Below are 17,772 nucleotides of genomic sequence, written 5' to 3'. Positions count from 1 at the left end.
CGCCGATCGGGCGCTTTGGCCGAGCGGCCGATTCACGGCTTCGGCACAAGCGCCTGCGCCGATCGGGCGCTTTGGCCGAGCGGCCGATTCACGGCTTCGGCACAAGCGCCTGCGCCGATCGGGCGCTTTGGCCGAGCGGCCGATTCACGGCTTCGGCACAAGCGCCTGCGCCGATCGGGCGCTACCGCGCCGGCGCGGGATCCGGCACCGTCCCCGCCGCATCCTGGCCGATGCCGAAGATGCCGCGCAGGAAGCCCGGCGTCAGCGCCGCCAGCGGGTTCACCGAGACCCCCGGATCGGCCATCGGCCCGCGCATCCGGTAGGTCGCGGCGAACAGCCCGCCGCCCTGCTCGGGGCTGAAGATGCGCCCCAGCACCGGGATGCGCCCGAGCAGCGAATTGAACACATAGGCCGGCACGATGGTGCCTTCCATGTCGATGGTGTCGCGCTGCCGGTCGATCCGCCCGCGCGCCGTCACCCCCAGCGAGACCGAGAAGGCACGCGCATCGTTCAGCACCAGGGCCTCGCGCGTGAGCACGAAGGGCGCGGTCAGGCTGGCGAAGGACAGACCGCGCTGGTCCAGCGCCTCGAACACGCCGAACACCGTCATCGCCTGCAGCAGCTTGGCCAGCGCCGGCGCGTCGCGCACCGCGAATTCCTCCAGCGTCGCGCTGCCGGTCAGCGGCGCGTTCGGCCGCGCATTGGCATAGGTCGCATCCACCGCGAGCCGCCCGCCCTGGATCGTGCGCAGCACGCCGAAGGCGCGCAGCAGCGCGCCGCCGTCGCTCGAGCCGATCCGCACGCGCCGCTGCGCGCCCTGCGGCGTGATCCGCATGTCGAAGGGCCCGCCGCCGGCCACGCCGCCGCGCACCTCGGCCGCCATGATCACGCCATGGCCATCGACGCGGGCCGAGGCGCTGACGCCGGTCAGGGCGCGGTCGTCGGCCAGCAGCATGCGGTCGAAGCGCGCCTCCACCGCGGTGCCCGGCCCGCTCGGCGCCTGTGCGCCGGGCAGCGGGCCATGCGGTGCGGCCAGCACCGGCACCAGGTCCAGCACCGGACCGCGCAGCCCGACGGTCCAGGAATCGGCACGGCTGCGCGGCGGCGCGATCTCGGCCGTGAAGCGGTTGCGGCCGAGGTTGCCCTGCTGGATCTCGATGCGCTGCGGGATGTTGTCGCGCGGGTTGATCGCACGGCCACGCAACAGCGCGTCGGGCGCCTCGACGCGGATCGCCTCGACCGCGGCGAGCGACCCGTTCAGCATGTTGATGGTGGCCTCGCCGGTCGCGCGCAGGCCCGGCGCCTTCGCCCAGGCCAGCGGTTCGACCGACAGGCGCGCGGCCGTGAGGTCGGCGCGCAGCTGGATGCGGCCCTGCCCGTTGCGCCGCGTCTCGCCACGGATGTCGAGCCCGACCGGCCCCTCCACGAAGGGCCGCGGGTCGAGCCCGAGCCCGGCGATCTGCGCCGCATCGGCGCGCCCCGTCGCCGTCTCGCGCGAGACCACCTGGCCCGGCGGGCCGGGGCGGAAATCGGCTTCCTGCGTCAGGCGCAGCTGGATGCCGGCGAGCGTCGCGGTGCCGTTCACGCGCAGCCCCTCGGTATCGGCGGTGAAGTCGAAGCTGCCGCGCTCGATGTCGCGCCCGAGGATGGCGCGCGGCACCCGCACCTCGGTGCCGCGGCCGGAGGCGCTCACGCGCACCGCCTCGACCGGCACGGACGCGAACAGCGGCAGGCTGACCTGCACGCGGCCTTCGCGCAGGGTGCCGGTGATGGCGGTGATGGGCGGCGGGCGGCGGTCGAACAGCCGCAGGCGCGGATGGCGCAGCAGCGCCCAGACATCGGCCAGCGGCCCGGCCGCCACCAGGGCGATGTCGGCGGTCTCCGGATCGCTGTCGAGGCCGATGCGCACGCTGCCCTCGCGCACCACGATGCCGCCGCCGGCCTGCCGCCCGCCGGCGATCTCGATGGTGATGGCATCGAGCGCGAAGCGTGCCCGCCCGCGCGCATCCTCGGCCGGCGGGATGGGGCGCAGCCAATGCACCGTGACGTCCTCGGCCTCGGCGCTGCCCTCGACCGCGGTGACGCGAACCGCGCCGGTCGCGACATCGCCGGCGAAGCCGACGCGCCAGGCGCCATCGCGCGCAATGCCCTCGGTCAGGTTTTCCGCCAGCCAGCCGCGCGCGCCGCGGGCCAGGCCGGCCGGCCAATAGTGCGGCAGGTCGGCCAGTTCGACCGCATCCAGGCGCAGCCGCGCCTCGCCGGTCCAGGCATCGCCATCGAGCCGCGCCTCGGCCTGCGCCTCGATGACCGGCCCGGGGGCGCCGGGCCGCGCGGGGGCGGGGCGCAGCAGCGCGTGCTCGACCCGCAGCGCCGCGCCATCCAGCGCCAGGTCCGCCTCGATCGCCGCCACCGCCAGCCGGCCACCGGCGCCGAGGTCGATCGCCCCGGGCCCGACGCGCAGCCGCGCCTGGGCGCGCGAGGGCAGGCGCAGGCCCTCGATCCGCACATCGAGCGCGATCGCGGCCGGCGCGTCCAGCGCGGCGAGCGGGCGCAGCAAGGGCGCGGCGCGCGCCAGGGCCGCCGGGCGGATCGCCGGCAGGCTCAGCGTCACCTGCCCGTCGCGCGTCGCGCCCTCGATCATGCCGGCCAGGCGCAGCGGGACCTGTTCGGGCCCGATGCTGGCGGCGCCGGTGCCGCCCAGGTCCAGCCCGCCGCGCTCGCGCCGCGTGAGCGACAGGGCGGCGAATTCGATCGACCAGGTGCGGTCGAGCTGCGCATCCGCGACCACCAGGCGCGTATCGACCAGCCGCAACCGCCGCAGCGCCGCCAGCGGCGTAGCGTCCGATGGCGGCTGCATGAGTTCGCCCAGCAGCGCCAGCACCGCTTCCTCGGCGCCGGAGGGCGCCGCGGCGGCATCGCCATCCTGCGGCACCAGCCCCAGGCCCAGGCTGAAGGCACCATCGGCGGCGCGCACCGCGCGCAGGCTGAGCCCGCGCATCTCCAGCACGCGCGGCGCCACCCGCCCGCGCAGCAGCCAGTCGGGCGACAGCGAGACCGCGGCATCGGGCAGTTCGGCCCGCACCGCGCCGTCGCGATCGATCGCGCGCACGCGCCGCAGGGTGAATTCCAGCGGCGATGCGTGGCCCTCGCGCCAGCCGGCCCAGGCGATCGTCGCCTCGCCGATCGACAGGCGCGCGGGGGCATCGGCGGTGTTGAAGGACGCCTCGGCCTGGCGTGCCAGCCAGGGCACCTCGACCGGCCCCTGGCCGAGCCGCCAGGCCACCGCCGTCAGGCCGACCGCCGCCAGCATCACCACGGCCGAACAGCCCCGCAGCAGCCGGTTCAGGGATCGCCCGGCTTGACCCGCGGCCCGCCTCACCTGTTCCCTGCCCGGCCATGACGGCCTGCTTTGCCCCCGAACGCCTGCCCCGCCCCTTCGACCCGGCCGCCGCCGCGCTGGCCGCCGAGCATTTCGCCGAGCGCGGCGCGGCCGAGCGCGACTTCGCGGCCAGCCCCGCGGGCGCGGCGCTGATCGCGGCCCTTGGCGGCCACAGCCCCTACCTGGCCGATCTGGCGGTGCGTGAATCCGCCGCGCTGCTCGCGCTGGCCGAACGCGGGCCGGATGTCGCCTTCGAACGCGCGCTCGATCCGCTGTCGCGCATCGACCCGGCCACGCCGCGCCCGGCGCTGGCCACCATCCTGCGCCAGGCCAAGCGCCAGGGCGCGCTGGCGGCGGCGGTCGCGGACATCACGGGGCTGTGGGCGCTCGACCGCGTGACCGGGGCGCTGTCCGACCTGGCGGAGGCCGCCATCGACGCCGCCTGCGCGCACCTGCTGCGCGATGCCGCGGCGCGCGGCGAGCTCAGGCTGTCCGGCGCAACGCGGGCCGACCCGCGGCTCGTGGGCCGGAACTCGGGCCTCGTCGTGCTGGGGATGGGCAAGCTCGGCGGGCGGGAACTGAACTACTCGTCCGATGTGGACCTCATGGTGCTGTATGAACCGACGACGGCAGCCTATCACGTCGATCGCGCCCAGGCGGTGCATGTCCGCATCGCCCGCGACCTGGTGCGGCTGCTCGAGGAACGCACGGCGGAGGGCTATGTTTTCCGCACGGATCTGAGATTGCGCCCGGACCCGGCGGCGACGCCGCTCGCGGTCTCGATCCCGGCGGCCATCACCTACTACGAAAGCATGGGCCAGAACTGGGAACGCGCCGCCATGATCAAGGCGCGCCCGGTCGGCGCCGACCGCGCCGCCGGCGAATCCTTCCTGCGCGAGATCCGCCCCTTCGTGTGGCGCCGGCACCTCGATTTCGCGGCCGTGGCCGACATCCATTCCATCAAGCGGCAGATCCACGCCCATAAGGGGGCCAAGGGCGCCAACGCCACCGTCCAGGTCGAAGGCCATGACGTGAAGCTCGGCCGCGGCGGGATCCGCGAGATCGAGTTCACCGCCCAGGTGCTGCAGCTGATCTGGGGCGGGCGCGACCCGGGGCTGCGCGACCCGACCACGCTCGGCGCCCTGGTGGCGCTGGCCGCCGCCGGCAAGATCGACCGCAAGGCCGCGGCCGACCTGGCGGATGCCTACGTGTTCCTGCGCGACCTGGAACATCGCCTGCAGATGGTCGCCGACCGGCAGACCCATCGCATGCCCGAGGATGCGGAAGGGGTGGCGCGCATCGCCTCCTTCCTCGGCTTTGCCGATCCGCAGTCGTTCCGCAGCGCGTTCCTCGGCCACATGGCGAAGGTCGAACGCCACTACGGGCGCATGTTCGAGGCCGAGCCGACGCTGGCCTCCGAGGACGCCAAGGGCAGCCTGGTCTTCACCGGCGTCGAGGACGACCCGGCCACCATCGCGACGCTGCGCGCGATGGGCTACGGCAACCCGTCGGGCATCGCCGCCATGGTGCGCGGCTGGCATCACGGGCACACCCGCGCGACGCGCAGCGAACGCGCGCGCGAATTGCTGACCGCGCTGATGCCCTCGCTGCTCGGCGCCTTCGCGAAGCAGCGCGACCCGGATACCGCGGTCGGCCGGCTCGATGGTGTCTTCGCGCGCCTCGCCGCGGGGGTGCAGGTGCTGTCGCTGCTGGCGCGCAACCCGGCGCTGCTGGACCGCCTGGCCAGCGTGCTCGGCGCCGCGCCGCAGCTGGCCGACCACCTGGCCCGCCATACCTCGGCGCTGGAGGGGCTGCTGATGGGCGTCGGCGGCACGGTCGGCAGCGCCGCCGCCACCCTGCCCGCCCAGCTCGACCAGGTGCACCACATCGAGGAAGCGATGGAGGCCGCCCGCCGCCTGGTGCAGGAGGGCAAGTTCGACATCGACGCCGCCACGCTGGAAGGCACGATCGATGTCGATGCGGCCGGCGAGGCGCGCTCCGCCCTGGCCGATGCCGCGATGTCCTCCCTGTTGCCGCATGTCACCGCCGCCTTCGCGGAGCGGCACGGCAAGGTCAAGGGGGGTGCGCTGGCGATCGTCGCACTCGGCAAGCTCGGCGGGCGGGAGATGCTGCCGGGATCGGACCTCGACCTGATCCTGATCTACGACCATGCCGAGGGCATCGAGACCAGCGAGGGCCGGGCCAAGCGCGGTGCGCCCCCGCTGCGGCTGCTGCCGGTGACGCAGTACTTCAACCGGCTGACGCAGCAGATGATCGCGGCGATCACCGCGCCGGGCGCCGAGGGCAAGCTGTACGAAGTGGACATGCGGCTGCGGCCGTCGGGGTCGAAGGGGCCGGTCGCCGTCTCGCTGTCGGCCTTCCAGCGGTATCACGCCGAGGATGCCTGGACCTGGGAACGCATGGCGCTGACCCGCGCGCGGGTGGTGGCCGGCCCCCCCGCGCTGCGCCGGCGCGTCGAGGCCGCCATCCGCGGCGCCCTGCTGCGTCCCGATTCGGCGCCCAAGGCGATCCCGGATGCGGTCGCGATGCGGGCCCGGATGCTGCGCGACCTGCCGCCCGACGGGCCATGGGACGTGAAGCTCGGCCGCGGCGGGCTGGTCGAGGTGGAGTTCATCGCCCAGGCACTGCAACTGGTCGAGGCGCGCGCCCATCCGCAGGTGCTGGTGCAGACCACCCGCCGCGTGCTGGCGAAGCTGGCCGAGGTCGGCGCGCTGAGCGCCGAGGACGCCGCCACGCTGATCGCCGCCGAGAAACTCTGGCGCACCGTCAGCGGCGCGCTGCGCCTGACGGTGGGGCCGTGGCGCGAGGACGTGCTGCCCGACAGCGTGGTGGCCGCGCTGCTCAATGCCTGCCGGTCGCTCGGCCCGGACAGCGCGCCGGTTGACCTCCCGTCCCTCCAGGCACAGATGGCGGAGCGGGCGGTGGCGGTGCGCGCGATCTTCGAACGCCGCCTGGGGCGCCCGGACATCCACGGGGAGCAGGCATGAGCGACTTGGCCGAGGGCAGCACGGCGCCCGCATTCACGATGCAGGCGAGCGGCGGGCGCGAGGTCTCCTCCGCCGCGCTGAAGGGCAAGCCCTACCTGATCTATTTCTACCCGAAGGCGGATACGCCCGGCTGCACCAAGCAGGCCTGCGGCGTGCAGGAGGCGCTGCCCGCACTCGGGAAGATCGGCCTGGAGGTGATCGGCGTGAGCCCCGACGCCATGCCGCCCATCGAGAAGTTCGCCAGGAAGTACAACCTGGCCTTCCCGCTGGCCTCGGACGAGGACCACAAGGTCGCCGAGGCCTATGGCGTGTGGGTGCAGAAGTCGATGTACGGCAAGACCTACATGGGGATGGAACGCTCATCCTTCCTGGTCGGCGCGGACGGCAAGATCGCGCGCATCTGGCGCAAGGTGAAGCCGGAGGCGCATGCGGCGCAGGTGCTGGAGGCGGCGGCCGCGCTGTAGGGCAGATCCCGATCGGATGGCGCCACGCGGTCGGGTGACGCTGCGCCCGGACCGGCGGATGTCCCGACCGGAGGGCGCCGCTGCTAGCGTGACGAGGCGCGCGTCACACAGGACCGGGATGCGTCGCGGCGCGCCGCTACGAGGCAAAGCGGCGCCAGTGGACGATGCGGCGTGCGCCGGGACGCCGCCGGCAGCCCGCCCTACTCCTCCATTTCGCCGAACAGCCGGAAGCGCAGCAGCCGCCGCGTCATGCGGTCCATGCCCAGCGCCTCGGCGCGGCGATAGGCCTCGATCGCCGGCTTGATGCGCTTGCGCGTGCGCTCGGCGTCGCACAGCCCGGTCCAGGCCGGGACCAGGTCGGGCTGCAGCGCGATCGCGCGCTGGAACTGCGCCACCGCGTCCTCAATGTCGCCGTTCTCGAGCAGCAGGTGGCCGAGCCGCGAGGCCACCGCCGGCTGGTCGGGCGCCGCCTCGGCGACCTCGCGCGCGGCGGCCAGCGCCTCGGCCCGGCGCCCCTGGCGCCACAGCGCATCGGCCATCGCCAGCTGGACCACCTCCGAGGCGGGGTCCTCGGCCACCACCTCGGCCAGGGCGGCGCGCGCCGCCTCGGCATCGCCACCCGCCAACAGCAACTGGCCGAGGCGCGTGCGCAGCTCGACATTGCGCGGATGCGCCGCGACGCCCTCGCGCGCCGCCGCCTCCGCCTCCTCGACCCGCTCGGCCCGCCACAGCGCGTCGGTCAGGCCGAGCCAGGCATGGGGCGTCGCCTGGGGCTGGCGCGTCACCTCGCGGAAGGCCGCGGCGGCCGGCAGCGGCGCGTTCTGCATCAGGTGCAGGAAGGCGAGCCGCAGCAGCAGCGGCGAGGCGCCCGGCAGCGCCACCAGCCCGGCCTCGACCGCGCGCACCGCATCGCGGCCGCGATGCTGGCGCCACAGCGCATCGGCCAGCAGCAGATGCGCCGCGTCGCGCTGCGGGTCGAGCGCCACGGCGGCGCGCGCCGCCGCCTCCGCGCGGATCGGATCCTGCGCCGCCAGCAGCAGTTCGGCGTTGCGCTGCACGACCTGCAACGCCGCCGGCAGCAGCATGGCGGCCTCGGTCGCCACCTTGGCCGCTTCGGCGGTGCGCTGCTGGCGGTCCAGCAGGTCGGCCAGGCCCAGCCAGGCCGCTGGCTGGTGCGGCGCCAGCGCGGTGGCGCGGCGCCAGGCGGCTTCGGCACCGGCGACGTCGCCCGCGGACTCGCGCAACTGCGCGAGCCGGGCGAGCAACCCCGGCGCCGGCGCCGCCCCCGCCGCCATGGATGCGGCGGCGAGCGCCGCGGCCGGCCGCCCCTGGGCCTCGATCAGGTCGATCAGCGCATGCCATTCGGCCTCGGGCGCCGGCTCGGCCGCCATGGTCGCCAGCCATTCCGCGAGCCCCTGGCCCGGCCCGTCATCGGCGCCGCCCGCATCGGCCGCGACCGCCCTGCCGTGGCGCGCGGCGGCATGGTCGGGATCGGCCGCGAGGGCACGGGCGAAGGCGGCCGCCGCGTCCTCCTTGCGGCCAGCGGCGAGCAGCGCCTCGCCCAGCAGCGCCTCGGCGGCCGCATGCCCCGGCAGGGCGGCGACGGCGGCCTCGGCGGCCTGGACGGCGTCGTCCGGGCGCCGCATCCGCCGCAGCAACCCGACCAGGCGCGCCTGCAGCGCGAAGGGCAGCGAACCGAGCCCGGCGGCCGCCTTCAGCGCGAGCACCGCACGCTGCCGCTGGCCCATGGCGAGGTTCGCCGCGGCCAGCCGACGCCGCGGCAGGGGCTGGCGCGGCTGGCGCCGGATCCAGGCGTTGATCACGGAGACCGCATCGGCATGGCGCCCGAGACGCTGGAGCGCGCGCACCCGCGCATCGGTCTGCGGCTCGGCGGCGGCCGGGCGCCGCGCAGCTGCCGTGACCGCGGCGGCGAGCGATTCATGGCCAGCAGCCGTCAGCCGCGTTGCCAAGCCCACCCGCATGCGCGGCGCCGCGAGCCGGGTGACGCGCAGCGCCATTGCCGCGCGCGGCAGATCGCCCGCCAGCAGGGCATCGATCACGTCCGGCAGCGCGCCGCCGCCGAGCACGACGTCGGCGAGCGCGCCGCCGACATGGGGCATCGGCACACCCAAGGCGCCGGCGCGCGCCGCGAGGGCCGCTTCCGTCGCCTCGCCAGGATCATAGGCGATCAGGGCAGCGCCGGCGGCGACGGGCTGCGGCGCGAGGCCGTCCCCGCGTGGCGCGATGGCGAGCACGGCCTTCGGCCGCGACATCGCTGAATGGTCCAGCGCCGCGACGGCGCCGGTGCCCAGGCCGACCAGGATGCGGCCGGCCTCCGCCGCCGCCAGATGCGGCAGCAGCGCCGCCATCGAAGCGGCGGGGAAGCCGCCATCGGCCGATCGCACCACCAGGATGGGCCGCGCGAGGCGGGCCGCGACGCGCCCGGCCCAGGCCTGCGCGGCCGCGTCGGGCGCCAGCACCACCAGGCCGGCGGCGCCCTCGCCGGGAATCATGTGAAGGCTGAGGCCATCGGCTGCGTGCAGCAGGCGCGGGGCGGGCCGGTCGGTCTCGGGCATGGGCGCGGCCCTACCAGCAACCGGCCGCGGCGTCGATGCGCGGCTTCGCCGCATGCCGGAGGTTCCCAAGACGCGCCGGCGGCGCCATTTGTGCCGGGTGAAGACATTCCTGCGCTGGACGGGCCGCATCCTGGCGGGCCTGGCCGTTCTCCTCGTGGTCGTGGTGGCTGGCGCGACCGCCGCGACCTGGTGGACGCTGCCGGCGCGGGAGGGGCGCGTGGCGCTGCCGGGCCTTGGCGCCGCGGTCGGGATCAGCCTGGATGCCCAGGGCATCCCGACCGTCGCCGCGCAGTCGGAGGCCGATGCCTGGACCGCGCTCGGCTGGCTGCATGCGCGCGACCGGATGTTCCAGATGGACAGCATGCGGCGCGGCGCCAGCGGGCGGCTGTCCGAGATCGCCGGCAGTTCGGCGCTGCGGCTGGACCGCTACATGCGCCTGCTGGGCCTGGTGCCGCGGGCCGAGGCGGATCTGCCGGCCCTGCCGCCGGAGGTGCGCGGCGCGATGGAGGCCTATGCGCGCGGCGTGAATGCCTGGATCGCCGCGCGCGGGCGCTTCGCGGCACCGGAATTCCTGCTGCTCGGCGCGCCCGAGCCCTGGCGGCCGGTCGACAGCCTGCTGTGGGGCAAGGTGATGGGGCTGTGGCTGTCGGGGAACTGGCGGACCGAGCTGGACCGCGCCCGGCTGGCGGGGCTGCTGCCGCCGGAGCGGATCGAGGATCTCTGGCCGGCCGATACCACGCCCGGGCGGCCGGACCTGCCGGAGCTGGTGGCCGGCGGGCCGGCACCCGCGACGACCCGCGCCGGGGTGGTCGCCGGCGACAGCCGCGCGCTCGACCGGCTGGCGGCGGCGATCCCGCGCTTCCCGGTCGATGCGCCGCTGCCCTCCATGGCGTCGAATGCCTGGGTGGTCGGCGGGGCGCGGTCGGCCAGCGGCGCGCCGCTGCTCGCGACCGACCCGCACCTCGGCTACCAGGCGCCGATCCTGTGGTACCTGGCGCGGATCGAATTGCCGGGCGGGCGGGTGCTGTCGGGGGCGACGGCGCCGGGCGTGCCGGGCATCGTGATCGGGCGGAACGAACGCATCGCCTGGGGCTTCACCACCACCCATTCCGACACGCAGGACCTGTTCGTCGAGCGCCTGGATGGCACCGATGCCTACCAGACGCCGGACGGCCCGCTGCCCTTCGTGGTGCGCGAGGAGGTGATACGGGTGCGCTGGTCGGCCCCCGTGACGCTGCGGGTGCGCGAGACGCGCCACGGGCCGGTGATTTCCGACCTCGATGCGCCGGCGGGGCGGGCGGATGGCACGGTGCTGGCGCTGGCGGCGGCGAACCTGGCGCCCGGCGACACCGCGGCGGCCGGGCTGCTGGCGCTGAACGGCGCGCGCGGCCTGGCGGATGCGCGCGCGGCCGCGCGGCTGATCACCAGCCCGTCGCAGAACCTGATGGTGGCCGAGGCCGGCGGCGGCATCGCGATGTACCTGACCGGGCGCATCCCGGTGCGGCGCTCGGGCGATGGCAGCCTGCCGGTGCCGGGCTGGGACGGGCGGGCGGATTGGGACGGCTTCATCCCCTTCGACCGCCTGCCGCATGTCGAGAATCCGGCCAGCGGCATGATCGCCAATGCCAACAACCGGGTGGTGCCGCCGGGGCATGATGCCTGGCTCGGGCGCGACTGGAACGGGGATTGGCGCTTCCGCCGCATCGGTCAGATGCTGGGCGACGCCGCGCGCCACGACGTGGCGGGCTTCGCCGCCATGCAGGCCGATGCGCTGTCGTTGTTCGCCGCCGAGGTGCTGCCCGCGCTGCGCGCCGCCCCCCGGCCGGCCGGCAGCGCCGGGGCGGCGTTCGACCTGCTGCTGCGCGGCTGGTCTGGCGAGATGGCGGCCGGGCTGCCCCAGCCGGTCATCTTCCACGGCACCATGATGCGCTTCGGCCGCGCGGTGCTGGCCGGCGCCGGCCTGGCGGAGGATGCGGCGCGCGCCAGCCCCGAATTCCTGCGCCGCGTGCTGACCGACCCGGCGACCGGCGCCGCCTGGTGCGGGGCGGCGGGTTGCGGACCGATGCTCGCCGCGGCGCTGACGGCGGCGGTCACGGAGCTGGCGGCGGCGCATGGCAACGACCCCACCGCCTGGCGCTGGGGCGCGGTGCACCCGGCACGCTTCGAACACCCGCTGCTGCGCTTTGTGCCGGGCCTCGGCGCGCTGACGCGCATCGCCACGCCCTCGCCCGGGGATGGCGAGACGGTCAACCGCGCCGGCTTGCGGCCTGAGGCCGGCGGGATCTTCGCCAATGTCCATGGCGCGGGGTTCCGCGGGGTCTTCGACCTGTCCGAGCCCGCCGGCGCCTTCGCCATCATCGCGACGGGCCAGTCCGGCCATCCGATGAGCCCGCACTGGTCCGACCAGCTCGGGCGGTGGCGCGACGGGGCGTTGCTGCGCCTGGGTCCGGCGGCGGGTGGGCCGGGCGGACGCATCAACCTGGTGCCCTGAACGTCCTGCCGGTTGATTCCCGGCCCGCGCGCGCCGACACTACGGGACACCGATGCTCCACCGCTCCGCCCGCCGCCCGCAATTCTTCTACACCACCGCGCCCCTGCCCTGCCCCTACCTGGCCGGGCGGACGGAGCGGAAGATCGTGACCGAGCTGTCCGGCACGGATGCCGAGGCGCTGCACGACCGCCTGTCGCGCGCCGGGTTCCGGCGCAGCCACAACATCGCCTATTCGCCGGTCTGCCCCGGCTGCCAGGCCTGTATCCCGATCCGCATCATCGCCGGCGCCTTCGAGCCGGACCGCACCCAGCGCAAGGTGGCGCGCTTCAACGCCGACGTGCTGGCGGCCGAAATGCCCGCCCGCGCCACCGCCGAGCAGTTCGCGCTGTTCCACCGCTACCAGAAGGCCCGCCACGCCGATGGCGACATGGCGGCGATGGGCTTCTACGACTATCGCGCCATGGTCGAGGACACGCCGATCGGCACCGGCGTGGTGGAATTCCGCGACGCCACCGACAAGCTGCTCGGCGCCTGCCTGACCGACCGGCTGAGCGACGGGCTCTCGGCGGTCTATTCCTTCTACGACCCGGCGGCGGAGAAGCGTTCGCTCGGCACCCATGCCGTGCTGTGGCTCGTGGATCGCGCGCGCGAGCTGGGCCTGCCCTACGTCTATCTCGGCTACTGGGTGCCGGAGAGCCGCAAGATGGCCTACAAGGCGCGCTTCCGGCCGAGCGAGGTGCTGATGGGCGGCACCTGGCGGATGCTCGGCGACGTGCCCGCGCTGGCGTCGCCGGCGATGTCCAGCGTCGAAGCCTGAGACCCGCGGCGATGCAGGCGCCGGAGCCGGTGATGGACATCGCCCATCTCGGCCATGTCGAGCTGCTGACGCCCAGGCCCGACGAGTCGCTGCGCTTCTTCCGCGACGTGATGGGCATGACGGTCAGCGGCACGCAGGGCGACAGCGTCTTCCTGCGCGGCTGGGACGACTATGAACGCTATTCGCTGCAACTGACCGCATCGACGACGTCGGGCCTTGGCCACGCCGCCTTCCGCACGCGCAGCGCGCAGGCGCTGGAACGGCGCGTCGCGGCGCTGCGCGCCGATGGTTGTGCCGTCACGCAGGTCGACGGCAGCTTCGGCCATGGCAGCGCCTACCGCTTCCGCGACCCGGACGGGCACGTCTTCGAGCTGTACTGGGACACCGAATGGTACGCGGCGCCGCAGGACCGCCGCCCGTCGCTGAAGAACCAGCCGGAACGCTACCCGGCGCGCGGCGTGAACGTGCGGCGCATCGACCACTTCAACTGCCTGGCGGTCGATGTGCGCGCCTGCCGCGACTTCTTCGAGCGCACGCTGGGCTTCCGCTGCACCGAGCGCATCGAGCTCGACACCGGCGAGGAAGCCGGGATGTGGCTGACCGCCACCAACAAATCCTACGACTTCGCCTTCACGAAGGAAGCGCATGGCGTGCCCGGGCGCTTCCACCACGTGACCTTCGCGCTGGACAGCCGGGAGGCGATCCTGCAGGCGGCCGACATCTTCCTCGAATCCGGCGTGCCGATCGAGACCGGGCCGCACAAGCACGCCGTGCAGCAGACCTTCTTCCTGTACGTCCACGAGCCCGGCGGCAACCGTGTCGAGGTCGCCCATGCCGGGGCGCGCCTGGTGCTCGCCCCCGACTGGAAGACCATCACCTGGACCGAGGCGGAGCGGAAGAAGGGCCAGGCCTGGGGGCTGCGCACGGTCGAAAGCTTCCACACCCGCGGCACCCCGCCGCTGCCCGGCGAGGGCGGCGCGTAGCGACCGCGGCGCCCGGCGTGCCATGATGCGCGCCCAGGGAGGACCCAGCACCATGATCACCCGTCGCGCGGCCGGCCTCGGCGCCGCCGCATCCGCCTTGCTGCCGGCGCTGGCCGCGGCGCAGACCGCGCCCGCCGGCCCGGCGCAGGCGCCCGGCTTCCACAGCTTCAAGGTCGGGTCCTTCACCGTGACCGTGGTCAATGACGGCTTCGCCCGGCGCAACATCGATGGGCTGGTGCTGAATGCGCCGGTCGAGACGGTGCGCGCCGTGCTGGCGGAGTCCTTCCTGCCGACCGACCACTATATCGGTCCCTACAACGTGACCTTCGTGGATACCGGGCGGCAGCTCGTGATGATCGATGCCGGCACCGGCGGGCAGCTCACGCCGACCGCGGGGCGGCTCGCGGCGAACATGGCGGCGGCGGGGCTCGATCCCGCGCGGGTGGGGCTGATCGTCATCACGCATTGCCACCAGGACCACATCCATGGGCTGACCACCGCCGATGGCCGCGCCGTGTTTCCCAACGCCGAGGTCGCGATCTGCGAGACCGAGCACGCCTGGTGGACCGATGCCGGCAACGAGACGCGCAGCCCGCAGGGCCAGCGCGTGAACTTCGCGAATGTCGCGCGGCGCTTCGCACCCTATCAGGGCCGCATCCGCCGCTTCGCGCCGGAGGCCGAGATCGCGCCGGGCTTCCGCGCGGTCGCGGCGCATGGCCACAGCCCTGGGCATACGGTGGTGCAGGTGGCCGACGGCAACCAGCAGATGCTGATGCTGGCCGACATCACCCATCGGCCCGAGCTGTTCGCGCGGCGGCCGGACTATGTCTCGCTGTTCGACTTCGACGGCGCGGCGGCGGCCGCTTCGCGCCGGCGCATCCTGGATCGCGCCGCGACGGACCGCGTGCGCGTCACGGGCTTCCACTTCCCCTTCCCCTCCAACGGGTTCATCACCCGCGAGGGGGAAGGGTTCCGCTTCGTGGCGGCAGACTGGAACGGCTGAGCTTCAGCGCGGCGCGGCGGCGCGGAATCGTTCCAGCAGCTGCTGGCCCTCCGGCCCGGCGCGCTGCGCCCATTCCTGGGTCTGCCGCGTGCCGACCTCGCGCAGTTGCGCGAGGAATTGCGGCGAGGGCGTGCTGATCTGCATGCCGCGCGCGCGCAGGCGCTCGACCATCTCGGTCTCGGCGGCCTTGGCGGCTTCCAGGCCGCGCGCGGTGGCGCGTTCCGCCGCCTGCGTGACGGCGGTGCGCGTCGCTTCATCCAGCCCGCGGAAGGCGCGCGCATTGACGATGATGAAGTTGCGCGCGCGCATGCCGCCCACATCGGTGAAGTAGCGCGCGTAGTCCCACGCGCTGGTGTCCACGCCGGTCTGCGCCGAGGTGAACATCGCCGCGATCACGCCTGTGGCGAAGGCCTGCGGGATCTCCGCCACCTGCACCGTGACCGGCGCGGCGCCCAGCAGTTCCGCCATCCGCGTGGTCAGCACGTTGTAGGTGCGGAAGCGCAACCCGCGCAGGTCCTCGACCGTGCGGACCTCGGCGCGGGTGTAGAAGGCCTGGCTCGGCCAAGGCACGGCAAACAGCGGCAGGACGCCCTGGCGTTCCATGCGCGCCGCGATGAAGGGCGTGCTGACGCGGTCCAGCACCGCCGTCGCTTCCCAGGTGTCGGCCAGGAAGGGGACGGAATCGACTTCGAAGAACGGGTCCTCGTTGCCATGCACCGAGAGCAGCACTTCGCCGAGCTGGATCTGTCCGGTCTGCACACCGCGCTTGATGGCGGGCATCTGCAGCAGGGAGGCGGCGGGGTGGAGCTGGATGGTAAGGCGGCCGCTGGTGCTGCGCTCCACATCCTCGATGAAGGCGCGGATGTTGCGGGTGTGGAAGTTGCCCTCGGCATAGGCCGTGGCCATGGTCCAGCGGGTTTGCGCCGTGGCGGTGGCGCATCCCATGGCCAGCATCGCGGCGGCCGCCAGCAGCGTCCTGCGCATCGTGATCCTCCCTGGATGTTGCGGCGATCACGCGTCGCCGTCGCGCGCATCCTTTCCCCGAATGCACGGCGCGGCAAGGGCGGCCCTGGCCGCGGCCGCGCACCGCGGCTAGCCTGCCGCGCAACGGAGGAATCACCATGACCGCGACGCTGCTGCCGACCTCGCTTGTCGGTTCCTACCCCCAGCCCGAATGGCTGATCGACCGCAAGCGCCTGGCCGGGCGCTTCCCGCCGCGCGTGCGTGCGACCGAGCTGTGGCGCGTGGCACCCGAGGCGCTGGAGCAGGCGCAGGACGACGCCACGCTGCTGGCGATCCGTGCGCAGGAGAAGGCGGGGCTCGACATCATCACCGATGGCGAGATGCGGCGGGAAAGCTATTCCAACCGCTTCGCCACCGCGCTGGATGGCGTGGACACCGAGAACCACGGCACCGCGCTGGACCGCAGCGGGCATCCGAACCCGGTGCCGCGGGTGGTGGGGCGCATCAGCCGCCGCCATGCGGTCGAGACGCGCGACGTGGCCTTCCTGCGCGCCAACACGGACCGGATGATCAAGATCACCGTGCCCGGCCCCTTCACCATGTCCCAGCAGGCGCAGAATGATTTCTACAAGGACGAAGGGCAGATGGCGAACGACTACGCGGCCGCGGTGAATGCCGAGATCCGCGACCTCTTCGCCGCCGGCGCCGACATCGTGCAGATCGACGAGCCCTACATGCAGGCGCGCCCGGACAAGGCGCGCGCCTTCGGGCTGGAGGCGGTGAACCGCGCGCTGGATGGCATCACCGGCACGACCGCGCTGCATATCTGCTTCGGCTATGCCGCCATCATCCACGAACGGCCGAACGGCTATTCCTTCCTGCCCGAGCTTTGCCGCTGCAAGGTGCGGCAGATCTCGATCGAGACCGCGCAGTCGAACCTCGACACCTCCGTGCTGAAGCAGCTCCCGGACCAGACCATCATCCTGGGCGTGGTGGACCTGGCGGATCCGAAGATCGAGAGTGCTGAGACCATCGCCGCGCGCATCCGCCGCGCGCTGCCGAACATCAACCCCGAGCGGGTGATCGTGGCACCCGATTGCGGGCTGAAGTACCTCCCGCGCGAAATCGCCGACGGCAAGATGCGCGCCATGGTCGAGGGGGCGGCGATCGTGCGCGCCGAGCTCGCGCGATGAAGCCCTGCCTGCCCTCGCTCGATGTCGAGCCGACGCCGTCCTGGAAGGGGCCGGCGCTGTCCTGCGATTGCCACTTCCACATCTTCGGGCCGTATGACCGCTTCCCGCTGGATGCCGGGCGGCACTACGACCCGCCTGCGGCGCTGATCCCGGCCTATCTGCGGATGGCCGAGGCGCTGGGCATCGGGCGCATGGTGATCGTGCAGCCCTCGGTCTATGGCACGGACAATGAATGCTCGCTGGATGCGGCGGCGCGCTTCGGGCTGGACCGCGCGCGCGTGGTCGCGGTGGTCGATGACAGCTTCGACGAGGCCGCGCTGCGTGCGCTGCACGACCGCGGCACGCGCGGCGTGCGCTTCAATGCGGTCAGCGGCAACGGCACGCCGCTCGACCAGCTGGACACGCTGGCGCGGCGCATCGCGCCGCTGGGCTGGCATTTGCAGGTCTATGCCGAATGCCACCAGCTGCCCGACCTGGCGCCGCGCCTGGCGGCGCTGCCGGTGCCCGTCGTGATCGACCACATGGGCGGCGTGCGCACCGCCGATGGCGTGAATGGCGAAGGCTTCCAGGCGCTATTGCGGCTGCTGGAGGCGCCGCGGACCCATGTGAAGCTGTGCGGCTACCGCATCAGCAGCGCCGGCCCGCCCTTCGCCGATGTGGCGCCCTTCGCGCGCGCGCTCCTGGACGTGTCGCCGGATGGCTGCCTGTGGGGCACCGACTGGCCGCATCCCTCGCTGTCGGACTGGATGCCGGAGGATGGCGCGCTGTTCGACCTGCTGGGCGAATGGGCGCCAGGTGCGGCCGAGCGCAAGCGCGTGCTGGTGGACAATCCGGCGGGGCTCTACGGCTTCTGATACTGGCCAGCCAGTCGTGGTGCCGGGCGCTCACGGCCGCC

11 protein-coding genes are annotated in these 17,772 nt (G+C 74.0%); 8 read left to right on the top strand and 3 right to left on the bottom strand.

Annotation, left to right across the window (positions count from 1 at the left end):
• Nucleotides 1-181 precede the first annotated feature (181 nt).
• Nucleotides 182-3,379, bottom strand: coding sequence for a DUF3971 domain-containing protein (locus LQ222_RS20210; RefSeq protein ID WP_230168652.1), 3,198 nt, complete (start codon nucleotides 3,377-3,379; stop codon nucleotides 182-184).
• A 17-nt stretch (nucleotides 3,380-3,396) separates the two neighbouring features.
• Between LQ222_RS20210 and LQ222_RS20205 the strand changes: the two genes are divergently transcribed.
• Nucleotides 3,397-6,387 (top strand): bifunctional [glutamine synthetase] adenylyltransferase/[glutamine synthetase]-adenylyl-L-tyrosine phosphorylase, encoded by a 2,991-nt coding sequence (locus tag LQ222_RS20205; protein ID WP_230168651.1) that lies wholly within the window; start codon nucleotides 3,397-3,399, stop codon nucleotides 6,385-6,387.
• On the top strand, nucleotides 6,384-6,851 hold the full coding sequence (bcp, locus tag LQ222_RS20200; RefSeq protein WP_230168650.1) for a thioredoxin-dependent thiol peroxidase: 468 nt from the start codon (nucleotides 6,384-6,386) through the stop codon (nucleotides 6,849-6,851). Before LQ222_RS20205 ends, bcp begins: the two co-directional genes overlap by 4 nt.
• Nucleotides 6,852-7,051: 200 nt before the next feature.
• Here the strand turns inward: bcp and LQ222_RS20195 are convergent, their stop codons facing one another.
• Nucleotides 7,052-9,427, bottom strand: a complete 2,376-nt coding sequence (locus LQ222_RS20195; protein ID WP_230168649.1) for a tetratricopeptide repeat protein — start codon at nucleotides 9,425-9,427, stop codon at nucleotides 7,052-7,054.
• A gap of 97 nt (nucleotides 9,428-9,524) precedes the next feature.
• Here LQ222_RS20195 and LQ222_RS20190 point away from each other — a divergent pair, with 97 nt between their 5' ends.
• Genes LQ222_RS20190 through LQ222_RS20175 form a run of 4 tightly spaced genes read left to right on the top strand, consistent with a single transcriptional unit; the run spans nucleotide 9,525 to nucleotide 14,721 of the window.
• Nucleotides 9,525-11,918: a penicillin acylase family protein gene (locus LQ222_RS20190; RefSeq protein WP_230168648.1), complete on the top strand. Its 2,394-nt coding sequence runs from the start codon at nucleotides 9,525-9,527 to the stop codon at nucleotides 11,916-11,918.
• A gap of 52 nt (nucleotides 11,919-11,970) precedes the next feature.
• Nucleotides 11,971-12,735, top strand: a complete 765-nt coding sequence (locus LQ222_RS20185; RefSeq protein WP_230168647.1) for an arginyltransferase — start codon at nucleotides 11,971-11,973, stop codon at nucleotides 12,733-12,735.
• A gap of 32 nt (nucleotides 12,736-12,767) precedes the next feature.
• Entirely contained in the window at nucleotides 12,768-13,718 is a 951-nt protein-coding gene (locus LQ222_RS20180) for a catechol 2,3-dioxygenase (protein ID WP_230168646.1), read from the top strand.
• A 52-nt stretch (nucleotides 13,719-13,770) separates the two neighbouring features.
• Nucleotides 13,771-14,721, top strand: coding sequence for an MBL fold metallo-hydrolase (locus LQ222_RS20175; protein WP_230168645.1), 951 nt, complete (start codon nucleotides 13,771-13,773; stop codon nucleotides 14,719-14,721).
• Nucleotides 14,722-14,724: 3 nt separating this feature from the next.
• Here LQ222_RS20175 and LQ222_RS20170 read toward each other — a convergent pair whose 3' ends face one another.
• A complete protein-coding gene (locus LQ222_RS20170) occupies nucleotides 14,725-15,705 on the bottom strand; it encodes a TRAP transporter substrate-binding protein (RefSeq protein ID WP_230168644.1) in 981 nt (326 codons plus the stop codon).
• A gap of 137 nt (nucleotides 15,706-15,842) precedes the next feature.
• Between LQ222_RS20170 and LQ222_RS20165 the strand changes: the two genes are divergently transcribed.
• Both LQ222_RS20165 and LQ222_RS20160 read left to right on the top strand, forming a co-directional pair.
• Nucleotides 15,843-16,877: a 5-methyltetrahydropteroyltriglutamate--homocysteine methyltransferase gene (locus LQ222_RS20165; protein ID WP_230168643.1), complete on the top strand. Its 1,035-nt coding sequence runs from the start codon at nucleotides 15,843-15,845 to the stop codon at nucleotides 16,875-16,877.
• Complete coding sequence (locus LQ222_RS20160; protein WP_230168642.1) at nucleotides 16,874-17,731, top strand: amidohydrolase family protein; 858 nt, start codon at nucleotides 16,874-16,876, stop codon at nucleotides 17,729-17,731. Before LQ222_RS20165 ends, LQ222_RS20160 begins: the two co-directional genes overlap by 4 nt.
• The last annotated feature ends 41 nt before the right edge of the window (nucleotides 17,732-17,772 follow it).

The sequence above is a fragment of the Roseomonas sp. CECT 9278 genome, assembly GCF_918698155.1.
In the GTDB taxonomy this organism is placed as follows: Bacteria; Pseudomonadota; Alphaproteobacteria; order Acetobacterales; family Acetobacteraceae; genus Neoroseomonas.
The sequence above is the reverse complement of the archived record's forward strand: the minus strand, read 5'-3'. Positions and strand labels throughout refer to the sequence as shown.